General features: G+C 60.8%; 18 protein-coding genes. 7 read left to right on the forward strand and 11 right to left on the reverse strand.

Going from position 1 to position 16,691, the window contains the following annotated elements:
• Window positions 1–25 precede the first annotated feature (25 nt).
• Window positions 26–745: a Crp/Fnr family transcriptional regulator gene (locus R2N16_RS11665; protein WP_316665829.1), complete on the reverse strand. Its 720-nt coding sequence runs from the start codon at window positions 743–745 to the stop codon at window positions 26–28.
• 497 nt (window positions 746–1,242) lie between these two features.
• On the opposite strand from R2N16_RS11665, the gene R2N16_RS11670 reads away from it, so the two are divergent.
• The 5 genes from R2N16_RS11670 to R2N16_RS11690 all read left to right on the forward strand — a co-directional run bounded on the left by R2N16_RS11670 (window position 1,243) and on the right by R2N16_RS11690 (window position 6,356).
• A complete protein-coding gene (locus R2N16_RS11670) occupies window positions 1,243–2,136 on the forward strand; it encodes a LysR substrate-binding domain-containing protein (protein ID WP_316665831.1) in 894 nt (297 codons plus the stop codon).
• A 148-nt stretch (window positions 2,137–2,284) separates the two neighbouring features.
• Window positions 2,285–3,034 (forward strand): SDR family NAD(P)-dependent oxidoreductase, encoded by a 750-nt coding sequence (locus tag R2N16_RS11675; protein ID WP_316665832.1) that lies wholly within the window; start codon window positions 2,285–2,287, stop codon window positions 3,032–3,034.
• 97 nt (window positions 3,035–3,131) lie between these two features.
• Window positions 3,132–4,457 carry an MFS transporter gene (locus tag R2N16_RS11680; RefSeq protein WP_316665833.1) on the forward strand — a complete coding sequence of 442 codons (1,326 nt, stop codon included), beginning with the start codon at window positions 3,132–3,134 and terminating at the stop codon, window positions 4,455–4,457.
• 49 nt (window positions 4,458–4,506) lie between these two features.
• Window positions 4,507–5,358: a transketolase gene (locus R2N16_RS11685; RefSeq protein WP_316665834.1), complete on the forward strand. Its 852-nt coding sequence runs from the start codon at window positions 4,507–4,509 to the stop codon at window positions 5,356–5,358.
• Complete coding sequence (locus R2N16_RS11690; RefSeq protein WP_316665835.1) at window positions 5,355–6,356, forward strand: transketolase family protein; 1,002 nt, start codon at window positions 5,355–5,357, stop codon at window positions 6,354–6,356. Before R2N16_RS11685 ends, R2N16_RS11690 begins: the two co-directional genes overlap by 4 nt.
• Window positions 6,357–6,452: 96 nt before the next feature.
• On the opposite strand, the gene R2N16_RS11695 is transcribed toward R2N16_RS11690, so the two are convergent.
• The 10 genes from R2N16_RS11695 to R2N16_RS11740 all read right to left on the reverse strand — a co-directional run bounded on the left by R2N16_RS11695 (window position 6,453) and on the right by R2N16_RS11740 (window position 14,606).
• Window positions 6,453–6,908: a porin family protein gene (locus R2N16_RS11695; protein ID WP_316665836.1), complete on the reverse strand. Its 456-nt coding sequence runs from the start codon at window positions 6,906–6,908 to the stop codon at window positions 6,453–6,455.
• 113 nt (window positions 6,909–7,021) lie between these two features.
• Entirely contained in the window at window positions 7,022–7,846 is an 825-nt protein-coding gene (locus R2N16_RS11700; RefSeq protein ID WP_316665837.1) for an SDR family NAD(P)-dependent oxidoreductase, read from the reverse strand.
• Between the two features lie 228 nt (window positions 7,847–8,074).
• Window positions 8,075–8,275, reverse strand: coding sequence for a hypothetical protein (locus R2N16_RS11705; protein WP_316665838.1), 201 nt, complete (start codon window positions 8,273–8,275; stop codon window positions 8,075–8,077).
• A gap of 75 nt (window positions 8,276–8,350) precedes the next feature.
• Window positions 8,351–8,725, reverse strand: a complete 375-nt coding sequence (locus R2N16_RS11710; protein WP_316665839.1) for a helicase — start codon at window positions 8,723–8,725, stop codon at window positions 8,351–8,353.
• 66 nt (window positions 8,726–8,791) lie between these two features.
• The gene (locus R2N16_RS11715; RefSeq protein ID WP_316665840.1) at window positions 8,792–9,637 is read right to left on the reverse strand and encodes an alpha/beta fold hydrolase; all 846 of its coding nucleotides are present in this window, start codon (window positions 9,635–9,637) and stop codon (window positions 8,792–8,794) included.
• Between the two features lie 92 nt (window positions 9,638–9,729).
• A complete protein-coding gene (locus R2N16_RS11720; RefSeq protein WP_428984121.1) occupies window positions 9,730–10,578 on the reverse strand; it encodes an alpha/beta fold hydrolase in 849 nt (282 codons plus the stop codon).
• A gap of 191 nt (window positions 10,579–10,769) precedes the next feature.
• On the reverse strand, window positions 10,770–12,032 hold the full coding sequence (locus tag R2N16_RS11725; protein WP_316665841.1) for an NADH:flavin oxidoreductase/NADH oxidase family protein: 1,263 nt from the start codon (window positions 12,030–12,032) through the stop codon (window positions 10,770–10,772).
• Window positions 12,033–12,107: 75 nt separating this feature from the next.
• Window positions 12,108–13,109: an NADP-dependent oxidoreductase gene (locus tag R2N16_RS11730; RefSeq protein ID WP_316665942.1), complete on the reverse strand. Its 1,002-nt coding sequence runs from the start codon at window positions 13,107–13,109 to the stop codon at window positions 12,108–12,110.
• A 103-nt stretch (window positions 13,110–13,212) separates the two neighbouring features.
• Entirely contained in the window at window positions 13,213–13,917 is a 705-nt protein-coding gene (locus R2N16_RS11735; protein WP_316665842.1) for an SDR family oxidoreductase, read from the reverse strand.
• Between the two features lie 95 nt (window positions 13,918–14,012).
• On the reverse strand, window positions 14,013–14,606 hold the full coding sequence (locus R2N16_RS11740) for a TetR/AcrR family transcriptional regulator (protein WP_316665843.1): 594 nt from the start codon (window positions 14,604–14,606) through the stop codon (window positions 14,013–14,015).
• A 318-nt stretch (window positions 14,607–14,924) separates the two neighbouring features.
• Between R2N16_RS11740 and R2N16_RS11745 the strand changes: the two genes are divergently transcribed.
• Both R2N16_RS11745 and R2N16_RS11750 read left to right on the forward strand, forming a co-directional pair.
• Window positions 14,925–15,506 carry a TetR/AcrR family transcriptional regulator gene (locus R2N16_RS11745; protein ID WP_316665943.1) on the forward strand — a complete coding sequence of 194 codons (582 nt, stop codon included), beginning with the start codon at window positions 14,925–14,927 and terminating at the stop codon, window positions 15,504–15,506.
• Between the two features lie 157 nt (window positions 15,507–15,663).
• The gene (locus R2N16_RS11750; RefSeq protein WP_316665844.1) at window positions 15,664–16,662 is read left to right on the forward strand and encodes an NADP-dependent oxidoreductase; all 999 of its coding nucleotides are present in this window, start codon (window positions 15,664–15,666) and stop codon (window positions 16,660–16,662) included.
• Window positions 16,663–16,691: the final 29 nt, after the last annotated feature.

Raw genomic sequence — 16,691 nt, forward strand, 5'->3', positions numbered from 1 at the left:
ATCAATGATTCCTGATGTGCAGGAGTCAGATCGCCTGAAGCGCGGGCAGGAGACGGTCGAACTCCCGTTTGACCACGGCATAGCATTCACAGACGCGGCGTTCGAGGGCCGGCCGGTCCAGCACTTCGATATTCCCGTGGCTATAGCGGATCAATCCGGCGGTCTGCAGCTTCAACGCGGCCTCGGTGACGCCGGATCTGCGCACACCCAGCATGTTGGCGATCAGTTCCTGCGTCATGCGCAGCTCGTTGGACGGCAGGCGGTCGAGGCTCAGCAGCAGCCAACGACACAACTGCTGGTCGATCGAGTGGTGGCGATTGCACACGGCTGTTTGCGCCATCTGCGTAATGAGTGCCTGGGTGTAGCGCAACAGCAGACGCTGCATGGCACCGGCGCGGCTGAATTCCTGTTTGAGCATGCGGGAACTCAGGCGGTAAGCGGTTCCCGCACTTTGGACCACGGCGCGGCTGGGCGTGGTTTCCCCGCCCATGAAGATGGCAATGCCGATCAGCCCCTCGTTGCCGACGATCGCGATTTCTCCCGACGAGCCATTCTCCATGACGTAGAGCAGGGAAACGATGGCCGTGATGGGAAAGTAGACGTACTCAGGTCGATCGCCTGATTCGTAAACGACATGCCCCAGTGGCATGTCGACCAGGACAAGCTCCGGCGCGATTCTCGACCACTCGTCAGGAGGAAGCACGGACAACAGATGATTCAGCTTCGGATTGGGTTGGGCTTTCATGGCCGCCTCCTTTCAGAGCGGATCAGACTCAAGCCTCGACCATTCACCGCGGCGTAAATCCGGGAACAGCCGGGTTCGTGCGCCAGCATGCGTCGTTGCTTAAGCCCTGTGATAAAGCTACATCTGCTTCTCCCGACACTCAAGCACGCCAGAATCCAGCTTGCGCGAAAGCTGCTGTGTCAATCGGTTCGCGGCTCAGGCCAACGCCTCCGTCATTGGATCACTTCATGTGCAGCCGAGCTAGTAGGCCGCTTGGCCTATATATCCATGCCGGTGGACTTTTTAGTCGGATCCGTGCTTTGGTCGAGTGGGTAAAAAGTGAGTTGCAAAAGCCCGAAAACGATTTCGTTGGCGAGGATAAGGCGAAGGGACCTTTTGCCATCCGACGACGAGAGTTGGCGCAATCGAGCAAAACAGTCGACAACCGGGGTGCTCAACTACTGCGGTAGGATGGCTGGCCACCTCCATCCACTCTGCCACTCTCACCGACGTCGCATATGCGCATTCCTCCCATGAAGGCGATCATCGCGTTCGAGTCCGTCGCCCGGACAAAGAGCGTGAATCGGGCATCGGAAGAACTTGGCCTCACTGCCTCTGCAGTCAGCCACCAGATCAGCAACCTGGAGACGGCGATTGGCCAACCCTTGTTCTTCCGGCAAGGGCGCGGCCTGGTACTGACGCCGGTGGGTGAGCAGTACCTGCGCGACGTGACGGGCGCGCTGGCCGACTTGGGACGCGCCACCGAGCGTGCTGCCAGCCGCGCCGATGTGGAGATCCTGCGCGTGCATTCCAGCCCGAGTTTTGGTCTGATGTGGCTGCTGCCCAGGTTGGCTGCGTTCCAGCAAGACCATAGCGATATCCGTCTCAACGTGTCGTGCTCGTACGAGGACGTGTCTTTCACGAGCGGCTTCTACGACATCGATATCCGTTATGGACACGCACATTGGCGCGACGTCCAGATCAAGACGCTGCAAGGCGAGCGCATCGTTCCGCTAGCCTCGCCCGCGTATCTCGAAAACCATCCGGTGCCTTCTCCAGAAGATTTGCTCGCACATCGGTTGATACGCTCGGAGACGCCGCTTGTGCAGTGGCAACAGTGGTTCGCGCGTGTTGGCGTCGAGCACATGCACGTGTCGTTCGACTTTGCGTTCGACCGCTCGTACATGTCGCTCGAGACCGCTGCGCTTGGGCTCGGCGTGGCGTTGGAGAGCACGCTGCTCGCGTCGGTCCTGGTTGGTCAGGGACGGCTGGTGCCGGTGTTTGGCGATGAGCACGCGCTCGAGGTTGCCGGGCATCACATCGTGTTCCCGCCGCAGAATGCGGATTTGCCGCGCGTGGCCCGTTTCCTTGCCTGGGTTGATCGGCAACTGAAGATGCCAAGGGCGAATTAGTCCGCCACGGCGGCGTGGTGCGTTGCACCAAAGCCCTCCCGCCCTTATCTGAAAATTTCTCAGCCATAGTTGAATCCAACTGCGTTGATCGAATTGCCTGCAGGAACAACACTGCAATCAACAAGATTCCAACAGGCAGGAGACAACGATGTTGCTCGAGAACAAGGTGGTGATCGTGACCGGGGCGGCCTCGCCGCGCGGTATTGGCAAGGCGACAGCAAAAACGCTTGCCGCGCACGGTGCACTGGTGGTGGTGCTGGATCTGCGGCTGGAAGATGCAGAGCAGGCCGCACGCGATCTGGGTGAAGGCCACCTCGGCCTTGCTTGCGATGTAACCGATCGCAACGCTTGCGATGCGGCTGTCCAAGCCGTACTCGCCAAATACGACCGCCTTGACGGTCTCATCAACAACGCGGGCATCACGCAGCCGCTGCGCACACTCGACATTCAAGCAGGCAACTTCGATGCCGTGCTCGACGTGAACTTGCGCGGCACGCTCTACATGTCACAGGCCGTGTTGCCGCACATGAAGGCACAAAAGCGCGGCAGCATCGTGTGCATGTCGTCCGTGTCCGCACAGCGCGGTGGTGGCATCTTCGGCGGCCCGCACTACAGCGCCGCAAAGGCGGGCGTGCTGGGCCTGGCCAAGGCCATGGCGCGGGAATTCGGTGGTGACAATGTCCGCGTCAATTCCATCACGCCGGGGCTCATCCAGACCGACATTACCGGCGACAAGCTCACGCCCGAGATGCGCACCGAGATCATCAAGGGCATCCCGCTCGGCCGGCTTGGCGATGCGGCCGACGTTGCCAACGCGTGCCTGTTCCTCATCAGTGATCTGTCTGCCTACATGACTGGCATCACGCTCGACGTGAACGGCGGCATGCTGATTCACTGAACGACACGACCTTTACCGCCACGGCTCGCATATCGGCCGTGGACCTCTTCGAGACACACGCACCCGGGCCCACCCGGGGCACATGGTAGGAGACACCATGACCACGAAGCTTGCTTCGCCCCTGCCGGGCGATGAGACGGCGCGCGCTGGCGCGGCCACGTTCGAGTCCCGCACCTACGCCAAGGTTGCGCGCCGGCTCATTCCATTCCTGATGATCTGCTATCTGGGCGCCTATCTGGACCGCGTGAACGTAGGGTTCGCCAAGCTGCAGATGCTCAATGATCTGCGGTTCAGCGAGACGGTGTATGGCCTGGGTGCCGGCATCTTCTTTCTCGGCTACTTTCTGTTCGAGGTGCCGAGCAATGTGATCCTGCATAAGGTCGGCGCCCGCAACTGGCTCGCCCGCATCATGTTGACGTGGGCTGTCATCTCAGCGGGCTTTGCCTTCGTGAACACGCCGACTTCGTTCTATGTGTTGCGCTTCCTGCTCGGTGTGGCTGAAGCCGGCTTCGCGCCGGGTGTCATCCTGTACATGACGTATTGGTTTCCGTCCCAGCGCAGAGCCAAGGCACTGTCGATGTTCTTCATGGCCATCCCGCTGGCCGGCATCGTCGGCGGGCCGCTGTCGGGCTACATCCTGCACACGTTCCACGGCGCGGCGGGGCTGGCTGGGTGGAAGTGGCTGTTCCTGATCGAGGCCTTGCCGTCGCTGCTGCTGGGCGTGGCCATCCTGTTCTATCTGGACAACGGGATCGCACACGCCAAATGGCTGACCGATGCGGAAAAGGCGCTGCTCGAGCGCAACGTTGCCGGAGACAACGCGCAAAAGACCGCACATGGCTCCGTGGGCGCCTTCATTGCAGACCGCCGCCTGTGGCTGTTGGCCGCCATCTATTTCTGCGTGGTGCTCGGGCAATACGGGCTGACGTTCTGGCTGCCGACGCTGATCCGCAAGGCCGGTGTGGCCGATCCGCTGTGGGTGGGTGTGTTCACTGCGGTGCCGTACGTGTGCGCCATCGTCGCGCTGCCGCTGATCGGTATGAGCGCAGACCGCCGCCGCGAGCGCCGCGTGCATCTCGCAGTGCCGATGCTGGTGGCTGCCGCCGGGTTCGCTGCATTGCCGCTGATTGGCAACGTGGGCGCAGCGCTGGTGTGTCTGAGCGTTGCCGCAGCTGGGATCCTGTCTTCGTCATCGCAGTTCTGGTCGTTGCCCACCGCCATGCTGGGCGGCATGTCGGCCGCTGCAGGCATCGCTGCCGTCAACTGCTTCGCCAATCTTGCAGGGTTCTTCTCGCCGGCCATCGTCGGGTGGCTCAATGACCTCACGGGCAAATCCACTGCGGGGCTGATCTTCATCTCCTCGGCCATCGTGCTTGGCGCCGTGCTGGTGTTCTTCGTTCCCGCCAAGGTCGTCAACCGCTGAGTCGGCCGCTGTCTCTGTCCATGATTCCCGCTTCATACCAGGAACAACCATGACTTCCACATCATTGCCCTCAACTGACGCTGTGCCTCTGGCCGAGCGCGCCTACCGTATCCGCCGCAACGCCTTGCTGATGGGCGAAGTCCAGGGCCAGGGCTACATCGGGCAGGCGCTCGACATTGCCGACGTGCTGGCCGTCGCCTACTTCGGTGCGATGCGCTACCGGCCCGAAGACCCCCAGTGGGAGGGCCGCGACCGGTTCCTGCTCTCCAACGGCCACTACGCGATCGCGCTCTATGCCGCGCTGCTCGAAGCCGGCATCCTGCCAGCCGAAGAGCTTGAGACGTACGGCAGCGACGACAGCCGCCTGCCCATGTCCGGCATGGCCAGCTACACGCCCGGCATGGAGATGTCCGGCGGCTCGCTTGGACAGGGGCTCACGATTGCCGTGGGCCGCTGCCTTGGCCTCAAGCGTAAGGGCTCAGACGCCTTCGTCTACACGCTGTTCTCGGATGGCGAGCTGGATGAGGGCGCCGTGTGGGAGGGGCTGCTTTCCGCCGCGCACTGGAAGCTTGACAACCTGATCGCGGTGGTGGACGTGAACAACCAACAAGCCGACGGCCCATCAACGCAGATCATGGCGTTCGAGCCGCTGCTACCGAAACTGGAAGCGTTTGGCTGGTTCACGCAGCGTGTGGACGGCAACGACATCGATGCGGTCAAGGCCGCGTTCGATGCTGCGCGTACGCACAAGGGCGCGCAGCCGCGCATGATCATCTGCGATACCCGCATGGGTTGCGGTGTTCCGTTCCTGGAGCAGCGCGAAAAGAATCACTTCATCCGCGTCGACGCACACGAATGGCAGCTCGCGCTGCAAGCACTGGAAGCCGGGAGGACCGCATGAGCAGCACCGTTATCAACAAGCCCAAGCTGAAGACCTCGGCAATGATTGCGTCGATTGCCGGGGAGGGGCAGGCAACCCGCCCGGCGCCGTTCGGCCACGCATTGGCAGAGTTGGCGCGCGTCAAGCCTAACGTGGTCGGCATGACCGCAGATCTCGGCAAATACACCGACCTGCACATCTTTGCGAAGGAGTTTCCGGACCGCTACTACCAGATGGGCATGGCCGAGCAGTTGCTCATGGGCGCAGCCGCCGGCCTGGCCAACGAAGGTGCCCAGCCGTTCGTGACGACCTACGCTGTCTTCGCGACGCGCCGCGCGTATGACTTCATGCACCAGACGATTGCCGAGGACAACCTCGATGTGAAAATCGTCTGCGCGCTGCCCGGTCTGACGACCGGTTATGGGCCGAGCCACCAGGCCGCCGAAGATTTGGCGCTCATGCGCGCCATGCCCAACATGACCGTCATTGACCCGTGCGACGCGCTGGAGATCGAGCAGATGGTGCCCGCCATCGCCGCGCACGCAGGGCCTGTGTATGCGCGGTTGCTGCGCGGCAACGTGCCTGTGGTGCTCGACGAATACGGCTATCAGTTCGAGCTTGGCAAGGCCAAGCTGCTGCGAGACGGCGCCGAAGTGCTCGTCATCTCGTCGGGCATCATGACGATGCGTGCCCTGGAAGTCGCCAAGGCGTTGCAGGGCGATGGCATTGGCGTGGGCGTGCTGCACGTGCCGACGATCAAGCCGCTGGATACCGAAACCATCCTGCGTGAGGCGCAGCGTTCGGGGCGGCTTGTGGTGGTGGCGGAAAACCACACCGTGATCGGCGGCCTTGGCGAGGCCGTTGCCGGCACCCTGATGCGTGCCGGGGTGAGCGTGCCGTTCCGTCAGGTGGGCCTGCCGGATGCCTTCCTGGATGCCGGCGCACTCCCGACGCTGCATGACCGCTACGGGATCTCCACAAACGTCATGGCATCGGCCATTCGTGGTTGGCTGGGCTGACGGCCGGGGTAGCTTGCGCTTTCCGTGAACGCGAGGCATCGGGGGAACGGCATGGTGGATGAGATATCGCCATGCCGTTCCCCGGTCGTCAAACCGTTAGAACTTGTGCCGCAGGCCCACCGTGGCCTCGAACACCGAGTTACGTCCACTGATCGGCAGCGTGAATCCCGACGTGCCGGCTAGCGTTGTCCATGCGCCGGTCAGTCTGGTGTAGTCCACGCCCGCGTAGACGTCCGTACGCTTGCTCAGGTTGTAGTCGAGCAGCGGGCCGCCGGTGATGCGCGTGCCGCTTTGGCCGGCATGTTTGAGACGGTCCACGTAGACGGGCAGCTTCAGGTCCAGCGCAGCCGTGAGCGGATAGCTCACCGCAACGGAGAACGAGTCATTGCGGTAGTTTGCAGGGTAGACATTGCTGTAGATAAAGGTAGCTTCCTTGTGCCCGTAGGACCGGTAGTCAGCACAGGCCAGTGACGACCGTTTGGAAGCGCGGCGCAGCTGATACGCTGGAAAGCGCGTATGCCGATTCAAAAAAAAATGAGCGTCGATGTGCATCGACGCCCCAATCCAATGCGCTCGCAGAGAGACGAGCGCCTGGAGACACAGCGGAATCTTCGCGATGGCCGGCCAGCGCGCATCGGCGCTACCGGTGTTTGCTGGTCGGCCCCTTATGCCTCTTGTCGATTCGGAAGCATGAGCCGCGGCTTGCCCAGCACGTAAGTTGATAGACGTGAGGCGAACCGTCGGGTCACGAAACGCATGCCAAAGCACGACAGCTTATTGAACAGACCGGGCACGACCGTGCGCTGGCGGCGCAGCATCGCTCGGATCGAGGCGTGGGCCACGAACTCTGCGCTTTTCGTCGATGCATCGGCAATCCATGAGTAGCTGCCGCCGCCCGAGGCAGCGTGGAAGGCCGTGTCGGTGCCTCCCGGGCAGATGCACGTTACCGACAGCGGCGTGCCGTGGTGCTCGTCATGAAGCGCCTCGCTGAAGTTGCGCACGAAAGCCTTCGATGCGGCGTACAGCGCCATGTTCGGTACTGACTGGTATGCGCCGGTCGACGCAATGTTCACCACGTAGGCAGGTCTTGTACTGGCCTTGTGCGCGTCTACGAAGCACCGAGCGAGCGCCACAAGGGACGTCATGTTGAGTTGAACGAGTTCTGCATCGCGCGCCCAGTCAACCTCGTCGAAGCGGCGGAAGTAACCGAAACCCGCGTTGTTGATCAGGATGTCGATCGGGCCGTTTGCGGTCGCTTTGTCCCAAAGCATGCGTGCGGCATCCGGCTTGCCAAGATCGGCGGTCACGATCTCGACGTTCACGCCCTGACACATCGCGGCCACCTCGTCGAGTGCAGCTCGGCGCCGCGCTGTCAGCACGAGATCAAAACCGAGCGTCGCTAGCTCGCGCGCGATTGCTGCGCCAATGCCGCTCGATGCCCCTGTAACCAGGGCACGCGTTCTAGAGTTGCCCCCGGTGTATGTATTCAAGTTGCTCTCCTGTGAGCGGCCAAGGCTGGCCTCGGCCTACGACCTATGTCTAGTTGAGTGGGGCGCAATCAAGCGAACGGGTACTCCACCCATGAACCGCCAATCGCCGGTAAAGCGCCTTAGCCTTCCGCGGCGCGGCGGGTCTTCAGCTTCTTGCGTGCCAGGGTGCACCGGGACCGATCACGATGGGTGTCGGACGCCTGGGTAATTGGCCTAGGAAAATTCGATCTAGCATGCGGGCGCAGATGATCGTCTGCGCTCTGGAGCGCCTGGCGCCGAGCCGTTTACGACGAGTTCACGGATCACCATCAACGTCCCAAGATCGAGTTCCCTGGCGTCAACCGCTCCGAAATGCTTGACCCATTCGCTGAACAGGTCGGTTTGCTCCTCGGAGTACGTTGCATCGCTATTTGCAATCGGCTTGGACAAGATTGCCTCCTTTCTTCAGTCTTTGCCAAAACCAGAGCTTTTGTTATCGCTATGGCATGGGTGGTTAAATTGAGGTTATGCGTGCTTTGCGGGCTTCAGGTACTCGGTCAAGCCCTGAAACCACATCACTTCAATAAAATCCCCACTGATACTGAGATCTTGCTGATGTAGCGCCGTCAGAAAGGCTTCCTTCGAATCTTTTGCCGACAGAATTGAAAACCCCTTGGCGGCATCTCTGAAGGTCATGGTGAACTTTGGGTTGCTAGCGAGCCCTGAGGTGGAGTCAATTTTTCCGCTTCTTATCGTGAAATACCGCCCAATCCCGCCACGCGTCCTGATTTGAAACGTCAGATCCTTGCCGTCAATGTATTTGGCACATTCCGGGTTGTTTTTTGTGGCTCTTTTCAGGAGTTTTGATAGAGCCCACAGAAGGAATTTGAATTGAATCATGATGATGTGATCGCTTATTTTTGAAGCAAAGCGCGTTGAAGTAACCTTCGCGCGCGCTTCCTTGCGTCATTCGTCCAGAAACTGGATGGCGTGCTTCAAGAATCTCTGGGGATACTGGAATTGCGCTGCATGGCCCGCGTCTGGATAAATCAACAACTGTGCGTTCGGAATGTTCTGAGCCATGTGCCAGGAATTGATGGTCGGGATCATCACGTCGTTCACACCGTTCAGAATGAACGTCGGCTGCTTGATCTCCCGCAAGTGGGCGAAGGGCGCCTTGGGATCGAGTTTTGGCAGGTAGTACATGTTTGCCTCGACTTGGGCCTGAGTGGCTGCCGGCGAGCTGGGCGGATCCTGGTCCAGGCGCTGATGACGGCGCTCCCAGAACTCACGTCCTGCCTGTCGTGCGGCTTCCGACCGGCCGAAGAACAGGAACAGGAAGTCGTCCACTGTTGGCACCGGACGTGGGGCGACTTCCAGCACACCGGGATCAGAATCCGGATTTCCGCCGCGCGGCCCGGTGCCCAGCAACATGAGCTTGCGGACCAGATCTGGATGGCGTCGCGTCAAGTCCTGAGCCTGAAAACCGCCAAGCGAGAAACCCAGAACATCGACCTTGGCGAGACCCAGCGCGCGTAGCACTGCGGCCGCGTCGTCGGCCATGTGTTCAATGCGAGTGCGTGGCGCACCTGAGGAGGATGCAACGCCGCGACCGTTGTAGAGGATCACTTCGCGCCCGGATGTCAGGCCATCGGTCATGAGCGGGTCCCAGTGGTCCATGCCGCCACGGAAGTGTTGGAGAAAGAGCAACGGCGGCTGGCCTGTCGTTGGGTTGCCCCAACGGCGGTAGGCGAAGCGGTCGCCTTCGATTTCCACGAAGCGGGTCGGGGCGGTGAAGTGGGTGTCAGTCATGTTGGGTATCTCCGCGTTGAAGTCGGCAGGCCGGTTGTTCGGCGCAGCCGATCGTGGCGATTGGGCGCCAGAACGCGCGTTGCCTTCAGCGCCTATCGAGCAAGAAATTCGAGTGCCTTGGGTACGAACTCGGTGTAGTACTGGAACACTCCGCCATGGCCAGCATCGGGGTAGATGACGAGGCTGCTGTTGGGCAGGCGCTGTGCAAGGTCTTGCGAGTTCTTGCTGGGCACCATCCGGTCACTGTCGCCATTGGCAACGAACACCGGGATCTTCACGACCGACAGATCCGCCGGCGCTTTGAGCCCCCAGACGCGCAGTGCCTCCAACTGCGCCAAAAACGCGGTGACGCTGATTTCCTTGTCGCGATTCTCCGTGCGCTCCTTCAAGCGCCCCAGGAATGCCTTGCCGGCCTCGATGCCGTTTGGGGTGCGGGTGAAGAACAGGAACTGCTTGGGGTCCTGGCCGGTGAAGAGGCCTCGCGCCATGTCGTAAAACGTCACGCCCGAGACGGTGCTGATGCCTTCACCGCCAGCCGGCCCCGTGCCCGCGAGAATCATCTTGCGGACGAGTTGCGGCTCCTTCAGCACGATTTCCTGAGCGATCATCCCGCCCATCGAGAAGCCGAAGAGGTCCACTTGCTTAAACCCCATGGCTTTGATGAAGGTAATGGCGTCATCAGCCATCTCCTCAATCGATTTCGACGGTGTGCCACTGGAGGCTCCTACCCCGCGGTTGTCGAACGTGACAACGTGATGTACAGCCGCAAAGCCGTCTACGACGCGAGGGTCCCAGTTGTCCAGCACGGCAGCCAGGTGGGTAAGAAACACGACCGGTGTGCCGCCATGCTGCTTGCCGAGTTCCCGGTATGCGAAATCCACTCCGCCTGCCGTGATGGTTTGCGTTGGCACGGTCTTCCAGTTGACCTCCTGTGCCTGCATTGCTGGCGGCGGGCTCATCTGCGCCCCGTCTGCGGGAGTGTCTGCGGCCGCCGCTGTCGATGAAATGAATGTTGCTGCCAGAGCGAGTCCGACCAGGCTTGTTTTGAGTAGATGACGCATTGCGTTGATCTCCAGGAGTTGGGTGCGCGGCACAGGTTGGTTGGCGAAATGAAAGGGCGGGGTGACGAACATCAGGCCCGCATCCGCTTGGTGCGGTAGTTGCCCCAGGTGCTGTTCACCAGGCTCTTGAGAAAGGCCACCAGGCCGCTTTCGTTGGGCCGCGGGTTACCGCCTTTGGCAATGCGCTTGAGTTGGCGGGTGTACCAGAGGACTTCCATGATTCCCATGCGATCCACCGGTTTGATCCCGGTGGTAATCGGCCGTACGCGTTGCGTGCTGTCACGACCTTGCAGCAACGCAGCGGGCGCATCAGGATCGATCGCCAATAACCGTGCAAGACCAACGATGTCGAGTGCACCTGAGCGCAGTGCGGCGTTCATCCCCTCGGCAGTGCGGAAGCCGCCGGTGACCATCAGTGGCACCTGGACCTCCGCACGCACCTTCTCCGCAAACTCCAGGAAGTACGCTTCGCGCGCTGCCGTCGAGGCTTTTTTCGGTTGCTGGAAGGCACCGCTCATGGCGGGTGCCTCGTAGGTGCCCCCGGAAATTTCGATCAGGTCGATGCCCGCCTCGACCAGCGCCCGGATCGTGGCCATCGACTCCTCTTCGGTGAAGCCACCGCGCTGGAAGTCGGCCGAGTTGAGCTTGATGCCCACCGGGAAATCCGTGCCAACTTGACGACGAATCTCCGCATAGACAGCCATCACAAAGCGGCGCCGGTTCTCTGGGCTTCCGCCCCATTCGTCATTGCGATGGTTGTGATGGGGCGACAGGAACTGGCTGATCAGATAGCCGTGGGCGCCATGGATCTGCACGCCGCTGAAACCGGCCTTCTTGCAGATGCCGGCGCTGCGCCCGAAGCGCTGGATGAGGTCTTGGATCTCTGCGGTGGTGGCTTCCCGCGGTGTCTCAAAGAACGCCGCCATATCCTCCCGGAACGGGATGGCCGATGGCGAGAGATTGCTGGCGTTCAGGCCTTTGGGCGATTGCTTTCCCGGGTGGTTCAGTTGTACCCACAGGGACGCACCTTGATCAGTGGCCGCACGAGCCCATTGCTGCAGGATGGGCAGGTCGGACTCGTCTTCGATCACGACGTTGCCGGGCTCGCCTAGCGCCCGACGATCGATCATGACGTTGCCGGTCAGGAGCAGTCCGATGCCAGAAGCGGCCCAGCGCCGATACAGCTCGACGAGCTTGGGCGTCGCATGGTTGTCGTAAGTGCCCAGCGTTTCGCTCATGGACGACTTGGCGAGACGGTTACGAATCATGCTGCCATTAGGCAGGCGCAGGGGCTGATTCAGCAGGCTGACGTTAGATGCAGGCGGATTGCGCATGACGAATACTCGAAAGGGTGCGTGCGTGTAGAAGATGATTTCGGGGGAATGACCGCCTCCGAACCGACCCGCCGCTCACTTGATCTTGATGACGACTTTTCCTTTCGCCCGCCCTGTTTCGACGTAGGCCATGGCTTCGTTGGTCGACTCGAAAGGAAAGACCCGATCCAACACAGGGCGGATATTCCCGGCATCAATAAGGTGCGTGATCTCGCGCAACTGATTTCCTGCCGCCTTCATGAAGAGGAACGAGAAGTTGACGCCGCGGCGTTTCGCTTCTCGCCGGATGCCGGCACTGAGCACCCGCATGACCAGCTTGACGAACCAGGGCGCCCCAATCTCGCTGCCGAACTCAGGGTCGGGCGGTCCGGAGATGGAGATGAGCTTTCCGCCTCCCTTGAGGACACCAAGGGACTTGTTGAGTGTCTTGCCGTCCTGGCTGTTCAGGACCACGTCGTAGTCCCGCAAGAGATGTTCGAAGTCCTGCTGCTTGTAGTCGATCACGACATCGGCACGAAGGCTCTTCACCAGCCCAACATTGGCCGTGCTTGTGGTCGTGGCAACAGTCGCGCCAAGATGCTTGGCCAACTGGATGGCGAATGTCCCGACGCCTCCCGAGCCCGCCTGAATGAAGACCCGTTGCCCTTTCTTGAGCTTCGCCCTTTCGACCAGTGCCTGCCATGCGGTCAGCCCCACCAGCGGAATGGAGGCGGCTTCCTCCATGGTGAGTGCCTTGGGCTTGATCGCCAGTGAACTTTCCCGAATCGCGATGTACTCGGCGAAGGCGCCAATTCGGAAGTCATCTGGCCGGGAGTAAACCTCGTCGCCTACTTTGAATTGCCGCACCCGCGCCCCGACTTTGATCACCACGCCAGCAACGTCGTGCCCCATGACGAGCGGAAGGCGGTAGGGCAGGATGAGCTTGAACTCTCCGCTTTTGACCTTGGAGTCGATCAGGTTCACGCCGGCAGCATGAATTTGGACCAGCACCTCGTCTTCGCGCGGTTCTGGAATCGGCACCTCGCCGAGTCGCAAGCCGTTCTTGCTTCCATATCGATCGACGATAAATGCCTTCATCATGTTTCGGGGGTGATGCTGCGGGGGCGTTTGCTTGAGGAAAGGCGCGGTGAGCGGTTCAAAAAGCATGATGAGCCTTTGTTTCGATTGAGGGGCAGGGGGCTTAGGAGGCCTGGGGAAGGTAGACGGGGCGCGGGGCGCCCAAGCCTTGCCTGACCTGCTGAGTCAGGGCATCGGCCAGAACTTCGTCAAGGCCGGCTTCGAGACCGTCAAGCGCGCGCTGGACGATGTCTTCGGGGCTGCTCTTCGGGCTGTCGATGCCGCGCGTGAGGTCGGTGTCCACGTAGGCCATGTGCAAGCCCAGGACCTGCGTTTTTTGCGCGGCCAACTCGTTGCGCAGCGCATTGGTGAGCGACCACGCTGCCGACTTGCTGGCTGAGTAGGCCGCCAGCTCGCCGCCATTCACCCAGGAGGCCACGGACAGCACGTTGAGCAGCGCACCTCCACCGTTCGCCTTGAGTACTGGCGCGAAGGCCTTGCTCATCTGCAACATGCCGAAGAAGTTGGTCTCGAACAGTCGGCGCGAAACCTCTTCACTGTCGTGTGTGAGGAAGCCACCTGGCTGGGCGATGCCGGCGTTGTTGATGACCAGCGTCACGTCCCTGGCACGCGCAGCGGCGGCTTCAATCTCTGCTGGCTTGGTGACGTCGAGTTGCAGGGGTTCCACGCCCGCTTGCGTGATCGTCGATGGATCACGTGCACCGGCGTATACCTTGCTGGCACCACGGGCCAGCAACGCACGTGCGAACGCGAGGCCAATGCCGCGATTGGCACCGGTGATGAGAACAACAGCGTTTTCAATTTTCACGAGAGGTTCCTTTGGGTCGGCTGGGTTGGTATAAATATGATAAGCATCATATTTGCGGGCGAGCAAAAGCGTTGGCGCAAGGGTGGCCGAGCATTTCAGTGAGCAGGTTCGGGCATGTCGAAGAGCTGAATGAGCGATTCGCGAGCGGTCGAGAGCACCTCACGCCCCTTGGGGTTGTCGCCGAGCGCACGCGCAAGTTGCAACGTACCGACCAGCGCGCCAGTGATCACACTTGCCATCGCCCGGCGCGATTCAGGAAGTGCTGAACGCACCGCCGCGACGAGTTGGTGCACCTTCGCTATGGATGCCTCGCGCACAGCCCGCGATTGACGCGGCATTTCGGCGGCAAGCGCAGCGATCGGACAGCCGTTCTCCAATGCGCCCAGGTATTGATCTGCAAGATACGCTTCGACAAGGCAGCGAAATTCGCTGGCGCCCGTGCCAGCGCGCAGGCGGGTCACACGTGCGGCCTCGGCAGCAATGTCTCGGCTGGCGCAGTCGAGTGCCTCCACAAGCAGCGCATCGCGCGATTCGAAGTGTGCGTAGAAGCCGCCATGCGTAAATCCTGCTTTCTTCATCACCTCTGCCACGCTCACGCCAGCGTAGCCGCGGCTGCGGATGGCATGTGCAGCCACATCCACGATGCGCTCGTGCGTCTCTCTCTTGCGGCTGTTGAACGTGGGCTTCATTGATGGATGCCTAAAATATGATGAGCATCATATGAAGAGGGTCATCAACTGTCAAGCCGAGTTTGTGTCGCGATGTGGTGCGCAACCTATGTACTTGGTGCGCCAGTGATACTTAGACGAGCCGAACTTCCTACCTCCGCCTCTTCATTATCAGTGGCAGGTGCGGCAGGTTGGTTTGACGGCAATGCGTCAGCGCCATTGCGCTAGACTCGCAGCGCGGTCGCACACCCGGTTACGGAGGCTCCGTTGGCCGATCGATGCGCGCTGTCAAAGTCCCTGCTTGCATCGGGCAGGGCATTCGAATATGCTGGATATCATATGAAAAGAGTTGCCCCAAGTCCCAAAGAAATCACGCATGAGCGCATCGTCGGAGCTGCCGCGCGCGCAATTAGGCGAAGCGGCTACAACGGCACGAGCGTGTCCGACATCATGAAGGATGCCGGATTGACGCACGGAGGCTTCTACGCGCACTTCGAATCGCGTGAGGCAATGCTTGCCGAGGCTGCGGATCGTGCTGGGGCTGAAGGCGTGGCGCTCATGGAGCACATCGCTGCCACCGCACCGCCTCAGGAGGCGCTGCTGGCGATGGCGCAGGCTTATCTTTCGAAAGAGCACGTTGAGGGTGTAGAGACCGGCTGTGGAACCGCCGCGCTCGCCTCGGAAATGCCGCGTCAAGCCCCAGAGGTCAGGCGTGCCGCAACGCGTCGCATCAAGGAGATGATCGATCTCGTTGCGCGCCAGTTGCCAGACTGGGGTCAACCGAGCGCACACGAACACGCATTGGTCACTGTCGCCTTGATGGTTGGCACATTGACGCTCGCACGCGCGGTCGACGATCCAAAACTTTCTGACGCGCTACGCGCGGCTGCGCTCAATCACGTGACTTCTGCTGCGGGTTGACGATGTGCGCGGACAGGAAATCGGCTGCGTTTTTTCGTGCGCAAATATGATATTCATCATATTCTGGTTCTGGTAGAGGAATGCTGCGTTCCATCACAACCCTGTCGCGCGTGCGTGAGCGCTCGGATCAAGTTCCACAAACGAAAAAGACATCCTCATGAAGGCATTCATCATCGATCGTTATGGAAGCAACGACAGCGTGCGTGCCGGCGAAATGCCAGAGCCAGTGCTCCGGGACGATGACGTACTGGTCCAGATCTATGCGGCCAGCGTTAACCCGTTAGATCTAAAGATCCGAGATGGGCAGCTCAAGCTGGTTCTACCGTATCGATTACCGCTCATCCTAGGCAACGACTTTGCCGGTGTGGTGGTTGCGGTTGGCCCTCGTGTGCGGCGGTTCAAACCGGGCGATGAGGTGTATGCGCGCCCGGACCAGGATCGGATCGGCACGTTCGCGCAGAGCATTGCGGTACGAGAAGACGACCTGGCACTCAAGCCGCGAACGCTCTCAATGGAAGATGCCGCATCCATTCCCCTGGTTGGCCTGACTGCATGGCAGGCGTTCGAGCGGTCGAACTTGAAGCCCGGCCAGAAGGTGCTCATCCACGCAGGCTCGGGCGGCGTGGGTACATTCGCGATCCAACTGGCGAAGCACTTGGGCGCGACAGTGGCAACGACCACGAGCATGGCCAACCTCGACTGGGTGAAAGCCCTGGGTGCCGACATCGTCATCGATTACAAGAAGACTGCCTTCGAAACCACGCTGCGAGATTACGATTTGGTCTTGGACACACAGGGTGGCGACGTACTCGAAAAATCCTTGCAGGTACTGAAACCCGGCGGAAAAGTCGTCACCCTTGCGGGGCCGCCTGATCCGGACTTTGCGAAAGCCATTTCAGCGAACTGGGTCGTGAAGCTGGCAATGCGACTCTTGAGCTATCGCATCAGGCAACGGGCAAAGCGCGCACAGGTCGGTTACTCATTTCTTTTCATGCGCGCCAGCGGACACCAATTGCGTGAAATTGCCTCGCTCATCGATTCTCGAGTGATCAAGCCGGTGGTGGATCGGGTGTTTCCGTTCGAGGCCACAAAAGAAGCGCTGGCCTACGTCGAGAACGGCCGCGCGAAAGGCAAGGTCGTCATCAAGATGCGATGACGATCAGGGGCGGACGGCCGCGTCGCCCC

This window comes from Ralstonia psammae, assembly GCF_958405935.1.
GTDB classification, from domain to species: Bacteria; Pseudomonadota; Gammaproteobacteria; order Burkholderiales; family Burkholderiaceae; genus Ralstonia; species Ralstonia psammae.

Excerpts from the sequence above, each read along its gene's own strand:
- R2N16_RS11665 (WP_316665829.1), bottom strand. The coding sequence starts at position 745 with ATGAAAGCCCAACCCAATCCGAAGCTGAATCATCTGTTGTCCGTGCTT.
- R2N16_RS11670 (WP_316665831.1), top strand. The coding sequence starts at position 1,243 with ATGCGCATTCCTCCCATGAAGGCGATCATCGCGTTCGAGTCCGTCGCC.
- R2N16_RS11675 (WP_316665832.1), top strand. The coding sequence starts at position 2,285 with ATGTTGCTCGAGAACAAGGTGGTGATCGTGACCGGGGCGGCCTCGCCG.
- R2N16_RS11680 (WP_316665833.1), top strand. The coding sequence starts at position 3,132 with ATGACCACGAAGCTTGCTTCGCCCCTGCCGGGCGATGAGACGGCGCGC.
- R2N16_RS11685 (WP_316665834.1), top strand. The coding sequence starts at position 4,507 with ATGACTTCCACATCATTGCCCTCAACTGACGCTGTGCCTCTGGCCGAG.
- R2N16_RS11690 (WP_316665835.1), top strand. The coding sequence starts at position 5,355 with ATGAGCAGCACCGTTATCAACAAGCCCAAGCTGAAGACCTCGGCAATG.
- R2N16_RS11695 (WP_316665836.1), bottom strand. The coding sequence starts at position 6,908 with ATGCACATCGACGCTCATTTTTTTTTGAATCGGCATACGCGCTTTCCA.
- R2N16_RS11710 (WP_316665839.1), bottom strand. The coding sequence starts at position 8,725 with ATGATTCAATTCAAATTCCTTCTGTGGGCTCTATCAAAACTCCTGAAA.
- R2N16_RS11715 (WP_316665840.1), bottom strand. The coding sequence starts at position 9,637 with ATGACTGACACCCACTTCACCGCCCCGACCCGCTTCGTGGAAATCGAA.
- R2N16_RS11720 (WP_428984121.1), bottom strand. The coding sequence starts at position 10,578 with ATGCAGGCACAGGAGGTCAACTGGAAGACCGTGCCAACGCAAACCATC.
- R2N16_RS11725 (WP_316665841.1), bottom strand. The coding sequence starts at position 12,032 with ATGCGCAATCCGCCTGCATCTAACGTCAGCCTGCTGAATCAGCCCCTG.
- R2N16_RS11730 (WP_316665942.1), bottom strand. The coding sequence starts at position 13,109 with ATGAAGGCATTTATCGTCGATCGATATGGAAGCAAGAACGGCTTGCGA.
- R2N16_RS11740 (WP_316665843.1), bottom strand. The coding sequence starts at position 14,606 with ATGAAGCCCACGTTCAACAGCCGCAAGAGAGAGACGCACGAGCGCATC.
- R2N16_RS11745 (WP_316665943.1), top strand. The coding sequence starts at position 14,925 with ATGAAAAGAGTTGCCCCAAGTCCCAAAGAAATCACGCATGAGCGCATC.
- R2N16_RS11750 (WP_316665844.1), top strand. The coding sequence starts at position 15,664 with ATGAAGGCATTCATCATCGATCGTTATGGAAGCAACGACAGCGTGCGT.